Here is an 18,786-nt window from a genome sequence, read left to right as displayed (position 1 = left end):
CTATATCCTGCACTTAAATTTCCGTATTCTCAGTGTGTTTTGCGCTTCAAATCTCAATTTTCATTATCTCTTTTTTTAGGGCTTTTCTTCGCGTCGTCTCTATCGATTAAAGGTGTAGCTTGTGAAGAGGTAGCAACATCAGATGTTGTACCTTCGGCGTATACAGGCAATGGCCTTAGCTATAAAAGTGACAACCAGCAGTTTTCTTTGCGCGTTCGCGGGCGTATCCAGTTTCGCTATGCCAATCCAGGGGCTGGTCAACCTACGCAGCCCAGCGATTTCGACCACGTTGGTGGAAATCAATTCGGTGTTAATCGAGCGCGTATCAAGGTCGATGGCCATATCGGCGAACCTTGGATCACTTACGATATCGAGTATGACGCTGCCGATCAAAGAACATTTAATGCCACAATAGCGTTTGAAAAGTATAACTCGATAAGCGCAAAGCTTGGTCAGTGGAAAGTCGAATACTCAAGAGAGCGAAGCGTAAGTAGCGGAGGTCAACAAATGATGGACCGCTCGATAATCAATAGGATATTCACGCTAGACAGACAAATGGGCGCTTCTATTTACGGTCATATCGATAACGGCGGTGCTGCTAATTTCAATTACTGGGCAGGTATGTTTAATGGTTCAGGTCGTGGTGACTATAGTAATCATGATGGTGAGGCCATGTACTCAGGTCGCTTACAGTGGAACTTCTTAGGTGAGGAGGTTGGTTTTGATAACAGCGATATTAAACGTTCTTCTACGCCTAAAGCTGCTATAGCCATCGCGGGGGCAAAATTCAAAAGTCAGTTCACCCGTTTTTCTTCATCGGGTGGCGGCAATTTAACCAACTTTGATGAAGGTGAAATTGAAGGCCAGTATGATGTTCAGCAATTCGTGATTGATGGGGCTTACTTTTACAAGGGCTTTAACGCTCAAGCAGAATACCACGAGAAAAACATTGTTAATGTGGCTAATGATAATATCGAAACAACGTTGCGTGGATACTATATTCAAGCCGGATACTTTCTAAATGCGTCAATAAGCGCGTGGCCAAAGCCTTTAGAAATTGCAGCGCGCTTTGCTACCTATTCGCCTGATACCAGCGAAGAAGACCAAAGTTTCTATGAAAAAACCGTAGCGTTGAATTGGTTTTTTAACGGCCATAAAAACAAATTAACCGCACAGGCAAGTCGCGTCTCGCTTGAACAGTTTGGAAGTGAAGTTGGCGATAGCACTATTTATTCATTACAGTGGGACGTGAGCTTTTAGCCCCGAGTATTAGCCCGCTGTGAGATATCGTCGTAAGGTGCTTACCAAGAAGGCTTTATCAACCGGTTTACCAACGTGAGCATTCATGCCTGCAGCTAAGCACTCGTCAATATCTTGCTGCATTGCATTGGCAGTCAGCGCTATGATCGGCGTATTTTTCTTAAGGATTTGACGGATGTGTTTTGTCGCGTTTATTCCGTCAACATGCGGCATTTGGACATCCATTAAAACCAAGTCAAATTCTTGATTTGCAAGTGCATCAATAGCTTCTTGACCATTCGATGCATGATGCAAATCCAACTTAAACTCTTCCAATAACGCCTTCATTACCTCTACGTTAATATCATTGTCCTCGGCGAGTAAAACCCGTTTTCCAGCCAGTAAACAGTGTGGTTCCACTTCATCAGTGGCAGGGGGCATACTGTTCGCGTCAGTAGCAATAGCAAAGGTCACATCAAATGAAAATGTGGCTCCCTTGCCAACTTCGCTTTCAACGGTTAATGAAGAGCCCATTAATTTAAGCAGGTTGTTGGTAATATTGAGCCCTAATCCTGTACCTCCGTATTTTCGTGCGATAGAACTTTCCGCCTGCGTAAAGGGAGTAAATAGCTTTGCTTGGTTTTCTTTAGAGATACCAATACCGTTGTCTTTGACCCAGCAATGTAGGGCGTAATGACTATCGCAAGCCTCAATAACGCGAATGCCTATTTCAACAGTACCTTCTCTAGAAAACTTGATGGCGTTACTGATCAAATTAGCCATTATCTGCTTAAATCTGAGTTCATCGAACATCAGTTCATCGGTAAGGTTTCCATCGACATTCAGCTCTAAATGTAAATCTTTACGTTGCGCTTGGTCTGAAAAAATATCAATCAATGTACTCATGCTCGACTTTACGTGATGCGGCCCGATCGCTAACGTCAGCTTGCCGGCCTCTATTTTCGAAAAGTCCAATAGATCATTGATGAGCTGTAGAAGCATTTCTGATGCAGTGACTATTTTCTTCGTTAGATTTTTTGTTTCTAGATCAGATGAGCGTTTAGCTACCGTTTGCCCGAAGCCAATTATCGCGTTCAAGGGCGTGCGGATCTCGTGACTAATATTTGATATGAATTCTGACTTAATACGGCTGTGCAGTTCAGCTTTGTCTTTTGCGGTTGAGTAAAGTGCATTCGCTTGTTTTGATTTTCTTAGCAGTATTAAAATGATTACGATGGTAACCATCGTCAATACGACCAACACAGAAAGTAACATTGAGAACAATTCTTGTGTCTGTTGGGCTTCGTTTTTTAACTGTAACGCTTCTTCGAAAGCTTTGTTTTCGCTCTCAAGTAAGTTCGCTCTTTCTTTCTCTTGGGTAATTTGTTGAACCAGGTTAGCGCTTTCAATAAGTTCTAAATCCTCGTACTTCTTTGCTTTTAAATATGCTTCGTGAAATACCTCAAACTGTTCGAACGCGAGTTTGTAGTTGCCCCTCGCTGCGGTGATATAAGCCGCGGTTTTTTCCAACTGCGCGCGCCATGTAGTTTGTTCATCTTCCCTATTTTCATCGTAAAGCTGGCGTGCAAGTTCTAGCGATTGATAGGCCTCATCTAACTCACCTAAAGTGAGGTGGGCCTCGGCTTTTAAGCGATAGATTTCACTATTGTAAAAAGATGAAGAAAGGGGATGGGTAAGTACTTTTTCAGAAAGTGCTATTGCAGCTTTTAAATCTCCAGCACGATAATAAGTCGTTGCTATCCCATAGATGGCTAGAAATTCTGAATAATTAATATCTATTTGTTTATCATGTTCAACAGCGCGCTCAAAGTAGATGATCGCTTTGTCGTAGTTACCTAAATTTCTGTATAAAATACCAATCGCATAAAGATTGTCACTTTCCAAAATACGCTGATTGGCTGCTTGCGCGCCTTCAAGGGATTTTTCATAAAAGCGCAGGGCAAGATCGTATGCGCTTACCGACTGATAGTAATCCGCCACGATAGAATCGTAGAGGGGTCTTAGGCGAGAAAGATCGTGGGTGATAAGCAAATCATTGACGGCATTAATAAGCTCTGCATTGGGAGCGAAGACCTGCCCTTCACTGTAAGTAAGAATTTGATAAATAAGGGCGTAGGCTTTAACGTCTGCGGGTATGGATGGGGCAGAAATTATAGCGTCAAAACGGTTGTAAGCTTCAGTATAGTTTGCACTTATGCCATACATTCTCGCTATTCCTACCGCGATAATGAATCCGTCTCTGGAGTTATTTTCTAAACCTTGTAGTTCGTGTAAAACGTTCTCGTCCGGTCGCTGATGTATTAATAGTTGATAGCGAACATATAAAGCGGCGACCGCTCTTTTCTCGTCTACTTTTAACCTATCAGATAATAAAAGCGTTTCTAATTCATCAATTGCTGCGCCTATCGGCATGGGCGAGGCTGTTTCTACTTGCAGCCTGATTTCGTTGACCCGGTCAGCTATTGATGCGTGAACATGAAACGCACCAAAACCTAGTGCGAAGACGCATAAAAATGTCATATGAAAAAAACGGATCAAAGCTAGGCGCCCCCCATGGCAGTAGATTATCAATACTAAACGATTAAGATAGTTTATAACTTAATCAATAAGTCTAAACTATTTGAAAGTAAGAAATCATTTCAAGGAGAAGAGTAAATGCATAAGAGCACTAAACTTAACTACGTAGAATTTGCTTCATTAAATTTAGACGCTTCTAAAACGTTTTTTACGTCCGCGTTCGGTTGGAGCTTTACCGATTATGGTAATGAATACAGCGCGTTCAGCAATGCCGGTTTGGATGGTGGCATTTTTGCTGCTGAGCAAGTGACGCGAGCAGAAAGCGGGGCGCCTTTGCTTGTGCTGTATACTCCTAACATTTCTGACGCTCAGCATAATATTGAAAATGCGGGCGCTACAATTACTAAGCCGTTGTTTGATTTCCCTGGTGGTTGTCGCTTTCACTTCGTCGAGCCCGGCGGCAATGAGCTTGCTGTTTGGTCTGAGTCGGCGTAGTACCGCCTTAGCATAATTCAACGACTAGACGCTATGGCTTTTAATAGTGCCATACGCAAAAAACGCCTTGCAGGTGTTATCACAACAAGGCGTTTTTCATTTCTATTTAGTCAGCTTAAAGCTAGCCGTTAGTTCTGCTCAAGCACGATGCGCAGCATTCTGCGAAGCGGCTCTGCAGCGCCCCACAATAGCTGGTCACCCACGGTGAACGCCGAAATATATTCCGGGCCCATGTTGAGCTTGCGGATACGGCCTACTGGAATAGACAGCGTACCTGTCACTTTTGCTGGCGTAAGTTCTTGCATGGTGGCATCGCGATCGTTAGGGATGACTTTTACCCAATCGTTGTGCTTAGTAAGAATGTCTTCAATTTCAGCCAGCGGTAAATCTTTCTTAAGTTTAAGTGTAATCGCCTGGCTGTGACAGCGCATGGCGCCAACACGCACGCAGATACCGTCAATAGGTACTTCACCGCCTTTGATACCTAGAATTTTATTGGCTTCCGCTTGGGCTTTCCACTCTTCACGGCTCTGGCCTGAAGGTAGTTGTGAGTCGATATAAGGAATCAAACTACCCGCCAGTGGAACACCGAACTGTTCGCTCGGGTAGTCTGCGCTTCTGATAAACTCAGATACTTGCTGATCAATCTCTAAAATCGCAGTAGCAGGGTCTTCAACCTTATCTTTTACGTTGCTGTGAATTGCGCCCATTTGGCTAATAAGCTCGCGCATGTGCTTTGCACCTGAACCTGAAGCAGCTTGATACGTCATGGGTGAAGCCCATTCAACAAGGTCTTTCTCAAACAGGCCACCTAAAGCAAGCAGCATAAGTGAAACCGTGCAGTTTCCACCTACATAGGTGCGAATGCCTTTTTCAATACCACTATCAATTTCTCTGCGGTTAACAGGGTCAAGTATAATGACGGCGTCGTCTTTCATGCGAAGCGCCGACGCGGCGTCAATCCAATAGCCGTTCCAGCCAGCGGCTCTTAAATCGTTGTACACTGCTTTTGTGTAGTCGCCGCCCTGACAGGTAATAATGATATCTTGTTTAGATAGTGCTTCGATGTCGTGTGCATCTTCTAGAACACCAGCATCTTTACCAGCAAAATCTGGCGCTGCACTCCCTTTTTGAGAGGTAGTGAAAAAGGTGGGCTCAATGTGCGCGAAATCTTGCTCTTCTTGCATGCGCTGCATTAATACTGAGCCAACCATACCGCGCCAGCCCACTAAACCTACTTTTTGTTGTGACATTAAATTGAGAACCCTTGTTACTAAAATGAAAAGTACGTTATCACTTATGCTTATCGCTATTACTCAATATGCAGACCCTTTCGTTATTTGGCGCGTGTATTGGAAAAAACATAAAAGTGATGTCGAGCGCCGTTTATATATGTGTCGGCGCAATACCTGTCGTTTTTATTTTTGTACCGGCAGTCTAAGTGTTATTTAGCGCGCTGGCTAGATGGTTTTTATAAATTATCTATCGCAGATATAAGCATTTTGAACACGATGGAAACGAAAACAGATCGTTTGAGTGCATTTAGTCATAACACTGGCGTTTTTCCCTAACTTGCAACGTTAATTCTAACGAAACTGTATTAGTTTCATAAAAACGGTCTCAAATTTGCTTAATCATTTTTACCATGCTTTCTCACGATGTGAGTGACGTTGTAAAATGTTGAGATACGCTTAAGGGAAAACGTAGTTCTTAGCATGAATTAATAAAATGAGGAAAATATGCAGTACGATAGTCATAACAAATTTGCTACCACTACGGTATTCTTACATTGGTTGGTTGGGTTAACCATTATTGGGTTACTTGCCACGGGTATTTACATGTCGGAAAACGGTGTGTATGCACTGTATCCTTGGCACAAAGCCATTGGTTTTCTTGTCCTATTTGTAGCGCTAGCGCGCGTAATTTGGCGTCTAAAGAACGGGTGGCCAAGCGCTGCAGCTCACTACAAACCCATAGAGCACAAGCTGGCGTCAGTTGTACATTGGGTGTTGATCACTGCAACGCTGTTAATGCCTATTTCTGGATTAATGTCATCGGTGCTTGGTGGCCACGGTTTATCTGTTTTTGGATTAGAGGTTTTTTCACCTAACTATAGTATTGATGATCCCGAGAAAACGCTGCCTCTAAATTACGAGCTGTCAAAAGCGGGCAGTGCTATCCATTTTTATCTCGGATATACGGTTATCGTCGCTTTAGTGCTACATATTGCTGGCGCACTTAAGCATCATATTATTGATAAAGATGGTACATTAAAGCGTATGCTGGGTAAGTCGATCAGCGAGCAGGGTTGAGAATCGAGTAAGCATTACTAGTTTCTTTCGGCATCAATGACTTCGGGCGCAGCGAAAAAAAGGTAGTCGTCAGGTGCGGCTATCTTGTTCTGCTTTGCTTTGTACATAGCAATATCCGCTGATTTTATCAGCGCATGCAAATTACGGCTTGTTTGCGGGTAAAATGCCACACCTACGCTCATTGAAACCACAGTGGGCTTGGTGTCGTTATTAAAATAAAAAGGCTGTTTAACGCCTTGGTTTACTTTTTCGATAACTCTTTTAACGGATTCTTCGTCATCAGCTTGAAGTAGTAGTACAAATTCATCACCGCCCCAGCGAATAGCAACATCATTCTTACGTATTTTTTCTTTTAGCTGTTCTGCAACAAAAATGAGCACCTCATCACCAGCATCATGCCCGTATATATCATTGACTGCCTTAAAGCCGTTAAGGTCGATAAGCGTTAACGCGAACTGATGATCTTTTTTCATCAGTTTAGTAATTAGCTTTTCACCGCCGTTTCGATTATAGATGCCCGTTAACGCGTCGAAATCTGCTTGCAGTGCAAGCTTCTGCAGTTCTTGCCTACGACTTGAAATGTCATTTAGTGCGAGTTGATAATAACGCTCACCGTCTTCTGTTAACAATGGGCTGGCTATAAGCTGAACCCAATTGGCACTATCATGTCCACTACTCTTTAACTTATATTCCCCTGTCGCGAACTCGTTGCGTGCAAATGCTTCCTTGAGCGCTGATTTCATTGCGTCGGGCGTTTCAAATAGTTCGTCTAACAGTTCACCGTAGCCCTGTTTTACCCCTAGGCCAATTTTTTCCACTAGGTCATTAAAGGCGTTATTTCTAAGTTCAATAATGCCGTTTTCTGCCATTAACACCGTGGCTGTTTTGGCATTTTCAAACAGCATTCTGAAGCGTTTTTCTAGGAACTGTATTTCTTCTCTAAGCTGGCGCTCTTGAGTAAACTGTTCTTCAACTTTGTTTAATAGCTCGTTGGTGTCTTGCACTAATGCGCCGATTTCACTTTGTGCATGGTAGTCGGGAATATCAATTCGCTCTTTTGTTCCTGGCGTTATTTTATTCAGTGAACGCCCTACACGTAGCATCGGGGAAATAATAATGTAGTAAGTGATAAATAGAGCAACGATGCCGACCACGAGTGCCTCAACATAGAGTGAGTAACTATTGTCAGTACTGATTTTATTCGCTTGTCGAGTGATGTATTCGAAGTTTGGGTATACCTTCACCTCAGCAAGTGACTCTTCCGGCATGAAGGGGTGCCTGACCACAAATATTCGAGGTTCGGTGTTTTTGTTGATTGCTTCTGTAACATTCGCTTGATAGTAGAGAGCTTCACTTTTTATAGAGGCAGCAAGAATCTTTTTAGTTTTGACCAAGCCGTTAATAGCTTCTTTGGCTAAATCTTCATCTTCTAAAAATGCCGCAATCGATGCTGTTGCCCCAACGGTTTGATAAAGCTCTTCAATATCATTGTTTGCTTCGTTTATTTCGTTTTCATAGGTAGCTCTATAAAAAAATTCAGCGGTGGTAAGCACCACTAACATGGCTGCTACGACTAGAAACAAAGAGAAACGAAAACCCAGACCTTGAACGTTAATCAAAACGATATACTACCTTCATGTTATCGGTCACATAAGACTCATACACATAAGCTAGCGCTGACTCATCTTCTTCAAGACGCAGCTTAATATCATCGATGGTTTGTTCTATAGCGGGAGGCTTAACGCGGCCTGAGAACTTAAGTCGCGACCAATAGGCATTTACCCTAGCAAGAGGAAGTCCAACCAAAGATTGATAAAACTGACTTTTGAGCTCAGTTTCTGACTCTACATCGATAGGGGTCGCTTCTTTTCCGTTGGGGAACGCTGAATATTTACCCATAAAAAGGTCGATCAACCCTTTTTTGTCAATTAACTGCACATCATTGTTGCGATTCGTTACAACGACAATTTTCTCTTGCGCATATGCCACAAAAGTAAAGCCGTGTATTAGCAATCCTAACGTGATTATTAAGGGCAAGCGTTTAAACAATGTCATGCTCACCCTCTTAAAAACTAAAGCTTAATGCGAGGAATAGGGTGTGCGCTACGCCGTCTTCATCGTCAACGACCAAGCCATCGCGTGCTCGAAGGCCAGTACCTCTTGCTTTAACGTCAGTCCGTTCAATTTGTGCTTTAAACGCCAGATTTTCTTTAAGGTCCCAACGCCAACCAACTGATAATGACCGTTGGCGATGTGCCAGCGTGCTTGCCACTTCTTCCACAAAAATAGCTAATTCGGCGGTATTGGCGTTAATGGGAAAATCCGGCCTTTCTTCGTTGAGGAAGTAGTCATCAGTTTCGGCAAAAGAATACAGTGCGTAGAAGGTGTGGGCACCATAAAGATAGCTTAAATTGATAAAACCATTAAGAGAATGTCTTAGCGCAATTGAATCTGAATTAATATGTGATAGCTCTCCAGATAGCTCCCAATCACCTAAGAAACGATTAAAGTAAACTGAGGTGTATTGAATGTTTGCACCGCGCAAGCTTAGTGAATTGGCAAATGCGGTAGCGCCACTCCAAAACGGTTGTAATTGGGCCACCCTAGAGGAGACAAAGGCTGAGTCTGCATTGTCATTTTTAGCCTCTGTCTGCGTGTGTTTTAACGCGATGCTCCAATCAAAAGCGACAAACTCAACGCCTATGGAGCGTAAGTCGTTAAACGTAATGGGGCTATAATCGGCACTAGTAAAGTCGCTTTCGCCACTTCCCCAGAAGCCTTTGACTGATAAATTAAAATCGCGAAAGCGCGTAGTATAACTAATGTCGGCACCATCGAAACTTCGAGCAGGTACAATACCGTAAACCTCCGTGGGCACTTTTACCCATGGATAGGCGATAGAAACGTCTCTTGTATCACTGAAGTGAAAAATATCAGCGGCGAGTCTGCCCGCTCTTACTTGCCACGATGGCGTAACGTCGTACCTCAGAAAGGCCATTTGAGTTATCGAGTTGATATTTTGTTCGTCTTGCTCGCGATAAACAAATTGCCCTACAAAGTCGAGATCGTTCGACAGGCTGTAATCGAGCTGAACGCCGATTAGACTTAAAGGTTTAAACGCAAAACCGTCCTTTTTGGCAAATTCAGCTTGTGAACGGTCGGTACGAAATTGATAAGTGCGGGTGTCGGCGGTGGCCGATGCTAACGTGCCAAAGCCGCTTATGTTTAGTCTATTTTGTTCAGCTGATGTGCCGTTAGCCAACAGCAGACTTACCATTGCCGTGAAGAACATGTACGGCTTTTTCATCATGTTTTAACCTTATCCGAAATCGATATACATTGTTGCCGAAAACATGTCGTCATGACAATTTTACTTTAGTACAAGCTTAGTAAAGAAACGAAGAGTTCACTGAAAAATTTGAAGTTTTTGTTTTAAACAACCTTGCTAAAAAGGCCGTCTTATCTACAACGTTTAAATGCTTTATACTTCTCTGTACAAAGGAGAAATAAAACGTGAACGAATATGCTCGGTATTTTAATGGCTACCCCTCAGCAATTGTGGAGCAAGCGCTACAGCTCATTTCGAACAATCGGCTTAATACTTATCTGTTAAAAAAATACCCTGATGCCCATGATATAACCACCGATAAACTGCTTTATCAGTATGCAACTGACTTAAAAAAGCGGTATTTGAAAAATGCTCCACCGTTTGGGCGGGCTGCGTTTAAAAAGCAAGGGGATATGATAACTAACGCACTAGGTACGCATACTTACCGTATGCAGGGTAAAACTCGCAAACACGACTTGGCCATTAATAACGACTTACTTTCTGCGCCAGAACCCTTGTTGAAAGCGCTCGTAGTGCACGAGTTGGCGCACTTTAAAGAAAAAGACCACAATAAAGCATTCTACAAACTTTGTTGCTATATGGAGCCCGATTACCATCAACTTGAGTTAGACTTGCGGTTATTCTGCGTAGCTGTCGCTATGGGAGAAAACCCATACGTTTAGCGTAACCGCACAGACAGTACGTCGCTTGAAATGCGTTATGCCGCAGTTGCCGCTTAGAATAATGGTGATAGTTTAATACCAAGATATGGGTTTTACGTGAAAAAGGAGCGTTGATGAGCATTGCGAAAATTATGTCTACACGGGTGGTTAGCGTGCACATGGATGACAGTTTACAGTCACTACGTGAACTCTTTGCTGCGACAGGTTTTCATCACCTTGTGGTGGTTCACGACAATAAGCTGCAGGGCATTATATCAGATAGAGACTTAATGAAATCCGTCAGTCCTTTTGTCGACACAATTAGCGAGCGTATGCTAGATCGGGCGACATTGGATAAACGCGCACATCAAATTATGACTCGCGAAGTCATTACGTTAAACCCAACAGACTCTGTATTTTCCGCTATCGAGCTATTCAACACTCACAAAATTTCTTGTATTCCAATCATTGATGGCAAGAGACACCCGGTTGGCATGGTATCGTGGCGTGATGTGATGAGGTTTATGCAAAGTAGGGTAGAGGCAAAACGCTAGGTAACTACACGCCAATCAAATATGGAGAACGCCCTGTAACGGTAGCAGCCTCTCTGCCAGAGTTTATGGAAATTCCAGCAGAGAGGCCCGTTCTATTCAAGCGTTAGCTTTTGCGGTAGCTAACCTTAAACAGCAGGCTGTAGAGAACAGGTACAGCAATAAGGGTAAGTACCGTGGCAAACGCCAAACCGCCCATAATCGTCACCGCCATATCAGCGAAGAAGGCGTCAAATAGTAGCGGCGCCATCCCTAAAATAGTAGTAACCGCCGCTAATGAAACCGGGCGTACACGGCTTATGGTCGCATCAACAATAGCTTGTCGAATAGCCAACCCTTCCTCAATCTGAAGGTCAATCTCTTCAATAAGAACGATGGCATTTTTAATCAACATGCCAAACAAGCTTAAAAAGCCCAATAGCGACATAAAACCAAAAGGCATGTCGGTGGCTAACAAGCCTGTTACTACGCCTACCACGGCCATAGGTACCACAAGCCAAATAATAAGCGGTTGACGGGCATGGCCAAATAGCAACACCGAGATAATAAACATCACTAAGAAGCCTGCAGGTAAGCCAGCGCCTAATGCTTTTTGTGCGTCGCCAGAGCTTTCAAACTCACCGCCCCATTCCAAAGCGTAACCCGCAGGCAGTTCAATATCTTCAATCAGCGGACGAATTCGCGCCAGCGCTTTGGCGGCGGTTTCGCTTTCACCAGGCTCAGCCTCTACCGTAATCGTTCGCACACGGTTGCGGCGATGAATGCGCATTTCTTCAGCGACAAGCTCTAAACCCCTAGAAACCTGTGTAAAAGGCACGTACTGTCGCTGTTGTGTAGACCACACTTGCGACTCGCGTATTGACTGAAGCTCGGTGTCTTCGGCTTTACCCATTTTTGCAACAATACTGTAGGCATAGTCACCGTCTTGTACTGTGCCTAGCTGAACACCACTACTTGCATATTGGATCGTTTGGCTAAAGTCATTATGGGATACGCCCGCGATACCCGCGTTGTAGTTGTCGTACTGGGTATTAATAGCGAAGCCTTTTTCGCGCCAGGTGTGACGTACGTCTTTAATTAGCCCGTCAGCGAAAAGCACCTCTTTTGCTTCATCAGCAAGCTTGCGAAGTACTTCAGAATCAGGGCCAGAAAACCTTGCTTCCAGCTTTGCCCCTGAGCCCGGACCAAATTGCATACGCTCCATGTAGAAGTTAGCATCGAAATCTAAGTCGGTTAGTTTGTTTTTAAGTTTCTCTTGAATAGCCGGAATATTTTTCAGTTCATTAGCGCGAACCATAAAAAACGCATAGTTTTCATTAGCGCTTTTAGGGGCATACGTCAGAGTAAATCGATCTGCACCTTGGCCAATAAAGGTGGTGACAGCCGTCACATTTTCCATTTCCAAAATACGTTTTTCTGCTTCTTTGGCTATGACTTCAGTGGCGCGAATATCACGGTCTTGAGGGCCCCAATAATGCACAAAAAAGAGTGGAGCATTAGACGGCGGGAAGAAACCTTGCTTAACCATGCCAAAGCTTCCATAGGCCACAATAGTAATAACAAACAACGCACCAATGGTTATCCAACGTAGCCGCAGTGCACTTAGCAAAGTACCTTTGAACCATTTTTGCATGGCCGAGGGTTCATTGTTGTTAGTCTGATTGATGCCTTTACGGTAGAAGTATGAACCAAGTACAGGCACTAACGTCACCGCAAGTACCCAACTAATCATTAGGGATACCAGTACCACGGCGAACAAGGAATACAGGAATTCACCGGTAGCATCGTTGGAAAGACCAATGCCCGAAAACGCGGCAATACCGATAACAGTTGCGCCAAGAAGTGGCCATTGGGTTCGCTTGACAATAAAGCTAGCAGATTCTTTAGCTGTAGAGCCTGTGGCCATGCGAAGCATCATGCCTTCGGCTACTACAATAGCGTTGTCTACTAACATCCCCATAGCAATAACCATAGCGCCAAGGGATATGCGTTGTAGCTGAATATTCATTAGCCACATGATGAGAATAGTGCCAAGTACGGTAACCAGCAGCACGGCACCCACTACAACGCCAGAGCGCCAGCCCATAAATAAACACAAGGTAAGGGTAACAACCGCCACAGACATAACCAGGTTATTAATAAAACCTGTAACCGAATCGTCAACAACAGACGCTTGGTCGTAGATAGGGGTAAGCGTAATACCGACAGGTAACTCTTGCAGCAGCTTTTCTACTTTTGCGTTTACGCGCTCGCCTACATCAACAATGTTTACATCGGTAAGTGCGGACACGGATAAAGTCAGTGCCTCTTCACCGTTATAGCGCACGTGAACCGGTTGAATGTCGGCGGGCTCAAGTTTTAGTGTCGCGATGTCTGCAACGCGCAGCGAACGGTTTGTGCCCGGAACAACCACAGATAAATTCGATATTTCCTCAAGTCTGTCAGGGGCGCGCTCTACAATTAGCCGCACGTTTTTCTCGTCTACCTTAATACGACCGCCGTTAAAGGGTCGTAAGTTATCCTCGAAAAGAGCGGCAAGATCAGGAAAAGAAATGCCTAAGCCAGCGAGTTGGTAGGGGTTGATGTACGCGACAATTTGTTCTTTTTGAACGCCTGTCACATTAACCTTTGCTACGCCCTCTGTAGTAAGCAGGTCACGGCGTATAATGCGGGCAAACTCGCGAAGTTCTCGCGTGTCAAAATCCGGCGCACTTAGCGCGTAATAAAGGCCATATACATCGCCAAAATCGTCGAACACTATGGGGTCTTGTGCACCGGCGGGCAGTGAGCTGGCGGTGTCTCGAAGACGTTTTCTTAATTCATCCCAAATTTGTGGCAGCAGGTTACTATCGTACGTGCTTTTCACTTCAACCGTAATTTCAGACAAACCAGGTGAAGAAACAGAAGTCACCTCCTTTAGCTGAGGCATTTGCTGAATAGCAATCTCTAAGCGCTCGGTCACTTCACGCTCTACTTTTTCAGCACTTGCCCCCGGGTAATTGGTGTATACCTTTACTTGTTTAATGGTAAAGGCAGGATCTTCTAGGCGGCCAATCTTGCTCATAGCCAGTACGCCGCCTAATAAGAGTATGAAGACCATCAACCAAATGTTTACCGGTTTGTCTATTGAATAGCGTGCGATATCCATAAACTACTTCTCTCCTTGATAAGGAAGCACTTTCATATCTGCACGCATTTGTGTGGCACCGGCGGCGACTACTTGTTGGCCCAGCGCGATATTGCCTTCGTTTTTGCCTTCAATAACGGCTAATTCGTTTTCTATATGTTTAACCGAGACGGCTTGCTTAACAACAGAACTTGTTTCGTCGTTATATACCCAAACTGCGAAACCTGAGTCCTCATTACCAACTAAAGATTGTACAGGCACTACTAAGCCCTCGGGATACAAACTGCCCTGTAAGCTAACTTTAACCACTGCGCGGGCACCCGGTGTGAGGGGAAGTTCTTCACGAGGCTCCATGGCGAATACCACTTCATAGGTTTGTGAAACCGGGTCGGGTTGCGTGGAGTGCTCTACATAGGAAACGGGGTACCAACGATTGCGGTTGGTCGCCAGTGTAGCGCTAGCTTGTTTAATGCCACGACCAATGTTTGCGGTTAACAATCGCTCAGGCACATTGATATTGAAGTAAATCTTTGACACGTCTTGTAGGCGAGCAATGGGCGTACCTGCTGCGACAAAACTATTATTTTCGACCAGTCGTTGTGACACTTTGGCGTCGAAAGGCGCGTAAAGTTGCGTGTAGCTTAAATCTTGCTCAGCATTTTTAAAGTCGATAACGGCAAGTTCATAGGACGTCCTTGCCGAGTCTAACGAACTTTGTGCCACCAATTTTTGCGCGAACATTTTTTCAATTCGGTCGAGCTCACGTTTGGCTTGATCCAGTCGCGTCTTTGATTCATCTACACGGCGTTCAAAAGGCTTTCGGTCTATTGTCGCCAGCAGCTTTCCTTTCCTGATATCACTGCCTGTCACAAGGTCGGTTTGTATAAGCCTGCCTGACACTTCAAAGCTCAGATCGACGGTTTTTACCGCCGATACCACAGCGGGAAAGGTAAATTCATCGTAGTCAGGAATATTACTGACCGTGGCTAACTTAACATAGCGAGGAGAGGCCTGTGATTGCTCCTTTACTGGCTCTTCAGAAGAACAAGCCGTAAGGGCAGAAACCGACAATATGCTTAAAAATAATAGGTGAGTAAATCGCATTATAGGCATAAGTGCGTGTAATCCAAAGTCAGGGTAAATAATGTATAGACGTGTGTACATTAAGTCTTCGTTACGTCATAAAAGCAGACGTAGACGAATTCAACTTAAAGTAAACTGATGAGTGCATTTTAGTGCGGTTTCATTGAAAAGTAAACTGTACGGTGTAGAATGGAAGCATATTAATATGAGAACAATGTTATGACGGGCAACACACGTACGCGAAGTGATGCAAAGCGCGAAGCGATTATTCAGGCTGCAACTCAGGCGTTTCAAGAGTATGGGGTCAACGGAACCAGCATGGATAAGTTAGCTGAATTGGCTAACGTGTCTAAGCGCACGGTATACAATCATTTTGCTACGAAAGAAGACTTGGTAATGCATTTGGTGACTAAGCAATTTGAGGACGCCAAGCTAAGCGTAACGGTAGTGTACGACCCAGCCCGTGATTTATCCGAACAGTTGTGTGAGCTAATTTTTCAAGAAATTGAATTTACCGTTACCGAAGAACACCTTGATATTGCGCGGGTTGCTATTGGGCATTTTTTCTACGAGCCCGAAAAACTTAAAGACGAAGTGGCGCAGTTAAAAGCGCAAGAGACGGCGTTGCATCGCTGGTTAAAAGCAGCGAAAGCAGATAACAAGATTGACTTTGATGACTTAAGCCGTGTCGTTGATGAAATTGACAGCCTAGTGAAGGGCCAGTGCTTTTGGCCACAGCTGTTCAAAATAGAAGATTCCTTGAGTATCTCGCAAAAGCGAAACGTTGCTAAATGTACTGTTGACTTAATTATTAGCCGTTATGCGAGACTGTAACTAATTTAATGTAATGGCCCTTGTCACCAGATACGTTATCGTACCCTTTATCACATAAGTAACATTGTAGATTTGTTGTTTTCAATATTTGCCGACTTCTACGTGTTGTGTTCTGTTATTACACGTCTTCAATCGGCTCATTTCTTTATTTTTCAGGTGCGTGAATAGACTTACTGGCTACTCATTGTCACTTTCACTTCAGAATACACTTCAAAAACGGTGAAACAGACATATAGGCACCGTCTTTGTTTAAATTGTAATCTCCTACACTCCGCTCCACGGTCTAAATTAAGAAAATTTATAAAGAGTTTTTAAATTTTACTTGTTTGGGGCTCGTCATCTCACAAAATTTTCTATATTATCCTCATCACAAATGACAACTATTATTATTTGCAATTGCAGGCGCAATTGGAAGCGCAACAAATGCTCAGCAAATAATAAGATTTACATAGTTGTAAAAAGAACACACAACACTTTGAAGAACACTTGGAGAGCAATTGTGAAATTTAGACTTACGAGTATTGCTACTGCGATAGTTTTGAGCCCTGCTGCGTTTGCTGCTGATATGGAAGATATTGAGAGACTAACGGTTGAAGGTAAATACCTTTCAGTAAATCAGTCAAATTCAATTAAAAGCCCAACGCCAATCATAGATGTGCCGCAAAGCTTGTCGATAATGACGGCTGAAGAAATTACAGCTCGTGGTATTACTAGCGTTGGTCAAATTATCGATTACACGCCAGGTGTTAATACCTCTCAAGGTGAAGGTCACCGCGATTCTGTGGTATTTCGTGGTGTGCGTTCAACGGCCGACTTCTACTTAGACGGTAACCGCGACGATGTGCAGTATTACCGTGCGCTCTACAACATAGAACAAGTTGAAATTCTTCGCGGGCCAAATGCGCTATTATTCGGGCGTGGCGGTACAGGTGGTATTTTAAACCGCGTATCTAAAAAGGCTAAAACCGGTGAGCAATTCGTTAACTACAATGTATCTGCGAACACGTTTGGTGCGTATAACCTTCAGTTAGATACCAACGTTGATACAGGCGACAAGTCAGCGCTTCGCATTAACGCCATGTACGAGAGCCTAGATAACCATCGCGACTTTTTCTATGGCGATCGCTACGGTTTCAACCCAACTGCGCGCTTTGAAGTGAGCGACGACACCATCGTAGACCTGTCTTATGAATACATCGATCACGAGCGTTTTATTGACCGGGGTGTCCCGACTGCCAACGGAGAGCCAGTTGAAGCGTTTGAAGACATTGTATTTGGTGATCCTGAAAACAATTATCAAACCTTAGGTGCAGACGTGTTCCGTGCTAACGTTGAACATACCTTCTCTGACAATCTGAAAGGTAATTTCAACGCGTTTTACGGTGATTACGACAAAGTTTATGCAAACTTTTATGCAGCAGGCTACGACGCTGATGCTAACCAAGTCACATTGGATGGCTATGTAGACAATACCCAACGTGAAAACCTTATTTTATCCTCTAACTTAGTCGGTGAGTTTTCAACGGGTAGCATTGAGCACACGGTTATTTTTGGTGGTGAGGTGATTAATACTAAATCAGACCAAGACCGTTTTAACCCTGTGTTTGATACGCGTGCGGGAAATAGCAGTTTAAGAAATGACCAAGAGGTGTTCGATATTTCTCGTCCTCTCGATTTTCGTGGCCTGACAGGAACTACAAGTGCTGGCGTTACGACTACGGCGACTTTTAGCGACATCAATGACGATACGCGCGTAGATTTAGATGTGTACTCATTCTATGTACAAGACGAAATTGCGTTATCAAAGAACCTTGATCTTGTGGTAGGCGCGCGTTTCGACAGTTTTGATATTGAGGTCTTTAACGCGGACCCTGACGTACTTGAGACGCGGAGTAGGAAAGACGAACAGGTGTCTCCACGTGCAGGTATTGTGTACAAGCCTCAAGAAAATATCTCAATTTATGCGAGCTACAGTGAGTCATTCCTGCCGCGCAGTGGCGAACAGTATGCAAATATTAATGGCGATGCAAATGCGCTTGACCCAGACACGTTCACTAACCAAGAAATTGGTATCAAGTGGGACTTCAATGACAGCATGAGCTTTACCGCGGCTATCTTTGAAAACGAACAGACGTCACTCGACAACGACCCGAACGACGTCGAACGCTTTATAGAAGTGGATTCAGATATTTCAGGTTTTGAAATCCAACTACAGGGATATATCACTGACAAGTGGCATATTACTGCGAACTACAGCAACCTTGATGGCGAAAATGCCAGTGGTGTTGCGCTTCGAGAGCTTCCTGAAAATACGGTGTCGGTATGGACAACTTATGAAGTCAATGACGTATTTGGCTTTGGTATTGGTGCAACATATCAAGACGAAAGTTTTGTTGTAACAGGCGAAGACTCACCTGTACTACCTAGCTATACTCGCGTTGATGCATCAGCATATTACACGCTTAGCGACAAGACGCGTCTTCAGTTAAACGTGGAAAACTTAACCGATACGCTCTACTTCCCTAATGCGCACTCTACGCACCAGGCAACGGTTGGTGCGCCAATTAATGCTCGCTTGTCGTTGATTGGTTCTTTCTAAATAAAGCACCAACAATTG

The 18,786-nt window shown here is 44.0% G+C and carries 14 protein-coding genes; 7 read left to right on the top strand and 7 right to left on the bottom strand.

Features of this window, described 5'->3' with window-relative positions; translation table 11 throughout:
• Positions 1–39 precede the first annotated feature (39 nt).
• Positions 40–1,260: an OprO/OprP family phosphate-selective porin gene (locus JC525_RS00145; protein WP_233094790.1), complete on the top strand. Its 1,221-nt coding sequence runs from the start codon at positions 40–42 to the stop codon at positions 1,258–1,260.
• Between the two features lie 9 nt (positions 1,261–1,269).
• On the opposite strand, the gene JC525_RS00140 is transcribed toward JC525_RS00145, so the two are convergent.
• Positions 1,270–3,780 carry a response regulator gene (locus tag JC525_RS00140; protein ID WP_233094789.1) on the bottom strand — a complete coding sequence of 837 codons (2,511 nt, stop codon included), beginning with the start codon at positions 3,778–3,780 and terminating at the stop codon, positions 1,270–1,272.
• 135 nt (positions 3,781–3,915) lie between these two features.
• Here JC525_RS00140 and JC525_RS00135 point away from each other — a divergent pair, with 135 nt between their 5' ends.
• Entirely contained in the window at positions 3,916–4,272 is a 357-nt protein-coding gene (locus JC525_RS00135; RefSeq protein WP_198812800.1) for a VOC family protein, read from the top strand.
• 128 nt (positions 4,273–4,400) lie between these two features.
• On the opposite strand, the gene asd is transcribed toward JC525_RS00135, so the two are convergent.
• Positions 4,401–5,525, bottom strand: coding sequence for an aspartate-semialdehyde dehydrogenase (gene asd / locus JC525_RS00130; RefSeq protein ID WP_198812798.1), 1,125 nt, complete (start codon positions 5,523–5,525; stop codon positions 4,401–4,403).
• Positions 5,526–6,011: 486 nt separating this feature from the next.
• On the opposite strand from asd, the gene JC525_RS00125 reads away from it, so the two are divergent.
• The gene (locus JC525_RS00125; protein WP_198812796.1) at positions 6,012–6,584 is read left to right on the top strand and encodes a cytochrome b; all 573 of its coding nucleotides are present in this window, start codon (positions 6,012–6,014) and stop codon (positions 6,582–6,584) included.
• A gap of 17 nt (positions 6,585–6,601) precedes the next feature.
• On the opposite strand, the gene JC525_RS00120 is transcribed toward JC525_RS00125, so the two are convergent.
• Genes JC525_RS00120 through JC525_RS00110 form a run of 3 tightly spaced genes read right to left on the bottom strand, consistent with a single transcriptional unit; the run spans position 6,602 to position 9,894 of the window.
• Complete coding sequence (locus tag JC525_RS00120) at positions 6,602–8,203, bottom strand: sensor domain-containing diguanylate cyclase (RefSeq protein ID WP_198812794.1); 1,602 nt, start codon at positions 8,201–8,203, stop codon at positions 6,602–6,604.
• Positions 8,196–8,639: a hypothetical protein gene (locus JC525_RS00115; RefSeq protein WP_198812786.1), complete on the bottom strand. Its 444-nt coding sequence runs from the start codon at positions 8,637–8,639 to the stop codon at positions 8,196–8,198. The genes JC525_RS00120 and JC525_RS00115 overlap by 8 nt, the downstream gene beginning before the upstream one ends.
• A gap of 10 nt (positions 8,640–8,649) precedes the next feature.
• The gene (locus JC525_RS00110; protein ID WP_198812784.1) at positions 8,650–9,894 is read right to left on the bottom strand and encodes a hypothetical protein; all 1,245 of its coding nucleotides are present in this window, start codon (positions 9,892–9,894) and stop codon (positions 8,650–8,652) included.
• A gap of 203 nt (positions 9,895–10,097) precedes the next feature.
• Between JC525_RS00110 and JC525_RS00105 the strand changes: the two genes are divergently transcribed.
• Positions 10,098–10,595, top strand: a complete 498-nt coding sequence (locus JC525_RS00105; protein WP_198812782.1) for a M48 metallopeptidase family protein — start codon at positions 10,098–10,100, stop codon at positions 10,593–10,595.
• 113 nt (positions 10,596–10,708) lie between these two features.
• Positions 10,709–11,128: a CBS domain-containing protein gene (locus tag JC525_RS00100; RefSeq protein WP_198812780.1), complete on the top strand. Its 420-nt coding sequence runs from the start codon at positions 10,709–10,711 to the stop codon at positions 11,126–11,128.
• A gap of 103 nt (positions 11,129–11,231) precedes the next feature.
• On the opposite strand, the gene JC525_RS00095 is transcribed toward JC525_RS00100, so the two are convergent.
• Both JC525_RS00095 and JC525_RS00090 read right to left on the bottom strand, forming a co-directional pair.
• The gene (locus JC525_RS00095) at positions 11,232–14,273 is read right to left on the bottom strand and encodes an efflux RND transporter permease subunit (RefSeq protein WP_198812778.1); all 3,042 of its coding nucleotides are present in this window, start codon (positions 14,271–14,273) and stop codon (positions 11,232–11,234) included.
• A 3-nt stretch (positions 14,274–14,276) separates the two neighbouring features.
• Positions 14,277–15,416, bottom strand: a complete 1,140-nt coding sequence (locus JC525_RS00090) for an efflux RND transporter periplasmic adaptor subunit (protein ID WP_233094788.1) — start codon at positions 15,414–15,416, stop codon at positions 14,277–14,279.
• A 138-nt stretch (positions 15,417–15,554) separates the two neighbouring features.
• Between JC525_RS00090 and JC525_RS00085 the strand changes: the two genes are divergently transcribed.
• Together JC525_RS00085 and JC525_RS00080 are read left to right on the top strand one after the other, a co-directional pair.
• On the top strand, positions 15,555–16,169 hold the full coding sequence (locus tag JC525_RS00085) for a TetR/AcrR family transcriptional regulator (protein ID WP_198812776.1): 615 nt from the start codon (positions 15,555–15,557) through the stop codon (positions 16,167–16,169).
• A 499-nt stretch (positions 16,170–16,668) separates the two neighbouring features.
• Positions 16,669–18,768, top strand: coding sequence for a TonB-dependent receptor (locus JC525_RS00080; protein ID WP_198812774.1), 2,100 nt, complete (start codon positions 16,669–16,671; stop codon positions 18,766–18,768).
• Positions 18,769–18,786 lie beyond the last annotated feature (18 nt).

The sequence above is a fragment of the Alteromonas sp. IB21 genome (genome assembly GCF_016405965.1).
GTDB lineage: Bacteria > Pseudomonadota > Gammaproteobacteria > Enterobacterales > Alteromonadaceae > Alteromonas.
Note: the sequence above shows the minus strand (reverse complement) of the source record. Positions and strands in the feature narration are given on the sequence as shown.

Excerpts from the sequence above, each read along its gene's own strand:
- JC525_RS00140 (WP_233094789.1), bottom strand. The coding sequence starts at position 3,780 with ATGACATTTTTATGCGTCTTCGCACTAGGTTTTGGTGCGTTTCATGTT.
- JC525_RS00135 (WP_198812800.1), top strand. The coding sequence starts at position 3,916 with ATGCATAAGAGCACTAAACTTAACTACGTAGAATTTGCTTCATTAAAT.
- asd (WP_198812798.1), bottom strand. The coding sequence starts at position 5,525 with ATGTCACAACAAAAAGTAGGTTTAGTGGGCTGGCGCGGTATGGTTGGC.
- JC525_RS00125 (WP_198812796.1), top strand. The coding sequence starts at position 6,012 with ATGCAGTACGATAGTCATAACAAATTTGCTACCACTACGGTATTCTTA.
- JC525_RS00115 (WP_198812786.1), bottom strand. The coding sequence starts at position 8,639 with ATGACATTGTTTAAACGCTTGCCCTTAATAATCACGTTAGGATTGCTA.
- JC525_RS00110 (WP_198812784.1), bottom strand. The coding sequence starts at position 9,894 with ATGATGAAAAAGCCGTACATGTTCTTCACGGCAATGGTAAGTCTGCTG.
- JC525_RS00100 (WP_198812780.1), top strand. The coding sequence starts at position 10,709 with ATGAGCATTGCGAAAATTATGTCTACACGGGTGGTTAGCGTGCACATG.
- JC525_RS00095 (WP_198812778.1), bottom strand. The coding sequence starts at position 14,273 with ATGGATATCGCACGCTATTCAATAGACAAACCGGTAAACATTTGGTTG.
- JC525_RS00090 (WP_233094788.1), bottom strand. The coding sequence starts at position 15,416 with ATGTACACACGTCTATACATTATTTACCCTGACTTTGGATTACACGCA.
- JC525_RS00085 (WP_198812776.1), top strand. The coding sequence starts at position 15,555 with ATGACGGGCAACACACGTACGCGAAGTGATGCAAAGCGCGAAGCGATT.